This window comes from Chamaesiphon sp. OTE_75_metabat_556, assembly GCF_031378165.1.
Lineage (GTDB): Bacteria > Cyanobacteriota > Cyanobacteriia > Cyanobacteriales > Chamaesiphonaceae > Chamaesiphon.
Genome location: NZ_JANNDR010000532.1, coordinates 1 through 2,849, shown reverse-complemented (window position 1 = coordinate 2,849; position 2,849 = coordinate 1). Strand labels below are relative to the sequence as shown.

5 protein-coding genes are annotated in these 2,849 nt (G+C 43.5%); 1 reads left to right on the top strand and 4 read right to left on the bottom strand.

Going from position 1 to position 2,849, the window contains the following annotated elements; genetic code table 11:
* The 3 genes from RMO27_RS21075 to RMO27_RS21065 all read right to left on the bottom strand — a co-directional run.
* A partial coding sequence (locus RMO27_RS21075; protein ID WP_309736280.1) for a cation-transporting P-type ATPase occupies positions 1-178 on the bottom strand: 178 nt, incomplete at its 3' end.
* 70 nt (positions 179-248) lie between these two features.
* Positions 249-572: a hypothetical protein gene (locus tag RMO27_RS21070; protein WP_309736278.1), complete on the bottom strand. Its 324-nt coding sequence runs from the start codon at positions 570-572 to the stop codon at positions 249-251.
* Between the two features lie 56 nt (positions 573-628).
* The gene (locus RMO27_RS21065) at positions 629-859 is read right to left on the bottom strand and encodes a hypothetical protein (protein ID WP_309736276.1); all 231 of its coding nucleotides are present in this window, start codon (positions 857-859) and stop codon (positions 629-631) included.
* Between the two features lie 534 nt (positions 860-1,393).
* Between RMO27_RS21065 and RMO27_RS21060 the strand changes: the two genes are divergently transcribed.
* Positions 1,394-2,173, top strand: a complete 780-nt coding sequence (locus RMO27_RS21060; protein WP_309736274.1) for a hypothetical protein — start codon at positions 1,394-1,396, stop codon at positions 2,171-2,173.
* On the opposite strand, the gene RMO27_RS21055 is transcribed toward RMO27_RS21060, so the two are convergent.
* Positions 2,118-2,849, bottom strand: a 732-nt coding sequence (locus tag RMO27_RS21055; protein WP_309736272.1) for a potassium channel family protein, incomplete at its 5' end; no start/stop codon positions are given. The genes RMO27_RS21060 and RMO27_RS21055 overlap by 56 nt on opposite strands.

Sequence of the window (2,849 nt, the reverse complement as noted above, 5' to 3'; positions counted from 1 at the left end):
GAAAGATCGGATCTTGAATACTCTCCCACGCGATCGATAACAGACTCCGAGCTTGAGTTGAGGGAAGTTCATTATAGCCATCGCGATCGAGCTTGGCAATTGCATCTCGCTCGGATAAGCCAGCCACGGGATCGCGATCGGACTGTTTAGATTCTAGCCGAATGACTGGAGAAACCATAAGTCTGTTGCCTCAACTAAATTAGTCACTTTCATTCTGAGAAGCGATCCTTGTTTGCTGAACTCTGCGATTAGTAACCCCCAGTCCTGCGACGTTCGGCTGCTGCTCTCGATCTGATTTGGGTTCTAAAACCACTCCGCTGCAATCTACGGGCAGCACGTTCGGCATCAGGACGCTCGGCATGGAAACCTTCTAAAGTCCATTTGCGGTCGCGGCGACTGCGGTAATGAACCGTATAGCCACGTTGATAGCTGGGACGACCTTGGGAGATTGGCAAATTTATTTCACCTTCAAAATTCTGGCTAACTGATTGTGAATTCAGTACATTTGCTTCACAGGGCATCGTCACTAAAAACCCCGTAGATACCAATGAGATAATAACGATCTTGTTCATAAAAAATATCTAGTCGATCGCGAATTGAGATCCAGTGCCGCAAACGCGATCGTCACCTAATTTGTTGGCGAATGTTCCTTAGCAAAATACTGTCGAACCTTTGCAGAAATCTGAGGATTTGTCATTTTGTCAACTGTTTCAATCCCGACAATATGTCCGCCGAGGTGATTTTTTTCGAGCTGTTCTTTTGGTTCGCCCTTTGCTTCACCTGACCCAAAGATGAGAATAGACTCAGCATCCCGAATAGCTGTAATGACAGCAGCATAGTAAATATTCAGATGTTGCATAAAATCTCTTTGACGGCGTTGGCAAAGCCTCTCGCTTGCGAGAATCGTCAGCAGGTACCTGAACTACTTCATAATCACCCTCAAGTGGTCGGTCGCCAGCACGCTGAAGCTGTTTTTCTACTCCCGATACTATCTCCTCAATCTTTTCCCCTTGCTCGGTAATAGCTACCACAATAGCCTTCCGATGGTCGATCCATAGCCCTACGTTAGTACTCATCGAGTATCTCCTTACTATTCTGTAAAAAAGGGAATATATTCTAGAATTACGAGTCTAGAATTTTTTAGTCTTTATGACAATTTTAACTACAAATCTTATTATCCCATTATACTTAAAGCTACTTGAAAATAAAACTCTCTATAAGCAGATTTCAATTGTCATTTTTTTCAAGTATAATGCTTGCATTTCAACAGAGATGAAATTGACAATTCTAGTACTAAAGACAAACTTTATTTTATAAAATATTAACGATTCAATTATTCTTGGGAATTATAAGATTGAGCCGATCGATTTGCTATTCACAGCAAAGATTATATATGTCGCCATTGCCTGTATTTGATGACCAGTTGCTGCAAGATTTTATGAACGGATTCTACGGATATGGCAACTATTCCGGCGATTATTGGTTTGTCGGGATGGAAGAAGGTGGCGGGAACTCATTTGAGAATATCGACCAACGACTTCAAGATTGGAATCATCGAAATCGGCTTGAACTCGAAGATATTGTTGACTACCATGCCAAAATAGGAGCAGAACAGTACTTTGGTATACACGCAAAACTCCAGCCGACATGGAACCGCCTGATTCGGCTTGCATTGAGTGCCGATGGGCAGGACATTATTCACAAGGAACAAGTCCGTGCTTATCAACAAGAGCATCTAGGGCGACATACCAGCAACAATTGTCTGGTAGAACTACTTCCACTTCCATCACCGTCATTAGGACATTGGTTGTATGCACAACACTCAAACTTGCCATGCCTAAGAAGTAGAGACGTTTATATGACCTGCTACGCTCAACGTCGGACAACGCATCTACAAGAACGTATTCAAAAGTTCAAGCCAAAAGCTGTTATTTTTTATAGTGTAAATCCTGCTTACATCTCTTGCTGGAAGTCAATTGCAGGTGTTGAGTTTAACGAACAGTTTATCGTTGGCGATCGGATGTACATTGGTAGAAATAAACAAACAGTATTTGCTATCGTTCGCCATCCTGTTGCACGAGGTGTAAAAAATGAATATTTCCACCAAGTGGGTAAAATTATCGATCGACATCGCGTCGAACCAATGCTTGAATATCGGTTCGTAATCCGTTAATTTCTGCTTGCAATGCTTTAATCGATTTTGCACTCGCTAATTCTGCGTCATCACTCTCGGCATCTCGATCGATAAAAAATGTGGCTAAAGTTGCTGTCAAATAACCAAATACCACCACTGCATACAACGCCAGAAAAAAGCAGAGGATTCGCCCTTCCGCTGTTTTTGGAAAGTAGTCAGATCCAATCGTCGTCATCACCATTGCTGTCCACCACAACGCAATGCCGTAGTCAGTAATAATGCCGCTAGGAACTTCGCGCTCGAACGCATACATGCCAGCCGATCCAATCAGGGTAACAATTACAGTTAATCCCACCACGTAACCAAAGCCGCGCCGCTGAACGCTGGCACCGAATAAGCGCATTCCTCGGTTGGTACCGATCGTGATGCGTAGTAATTGAAATCCTCGCACCGCATGAACCGATCCCCAGGGCTGAATGACTCGCATTATCCGAAAAACTCGCAATGCTGGAATCAGCAGTGAGAGAGCGATTAGCCAGTGGTGTTTGATGTAGAAAAGTTTGCGTGGCGCGAGGATAAATTTGATACTAAAGTCGAGGATAAAAGCGATCCAAATGGTCGTCCCAATGGCTTCTAAGATTGGAGTCAGCCCCCAAACTAGCTCGATAATAAACAATCCTAACCAAGCAAAACTCAGCACCAACATCGGCGTTTC